This is a genomic window from Cupriavidus sp. OTU4054 (genome assembly GCF_038440175.1).
Classification (GTDB): domain Bacteria; phylum Pseudomonadota; class Gammaproteobacteria; order Burkholderiales; family Burkholderiaceae; genus Cupriavidus; species Cupriavidus pauculus_D.
This window is the reverse complement of record NZ_JASATF010000070.1, coordinates 1-209: the sequence shown is the minus strand read 5'-3', so window position 1 is coordinate 209 and position 209 is coordinate 1. Positions and strand designations below refer to the sequence as shown.

Below are 209 nucleotides of genomic sequence, written 5' to 3'. Positions count from 1 at the left end.
ACGTAGAAGCGGTCCGCGAGCGGCGCGGCGAAGCGGAAGTTCTGCTCCACCATCACCACCGTGTAGCCCTTCTTCTTGAGCGTGAGGATCATGCGCGCGAGCGCCTGCACGATGACGGGCGCCAGCCCTTCCGAGATCTCGTCGAGCAGCAGCAGGTTCGCGCCCGTGCGCAGGATGCGGCCGACGGCCAGCATCTGCTGCTCGCCGCC

1 pseudogene is annotated in these 209 nt (G+C 67.9%); it reads right to left on the bottom strand.

Annotated features, from left to right (window positions below):
* Window positions 1-209, bottom strand: a pseudogene (locus AAHB16_RS32715) (ABC transporter ATP-binding protein); the annotation flags it as partial.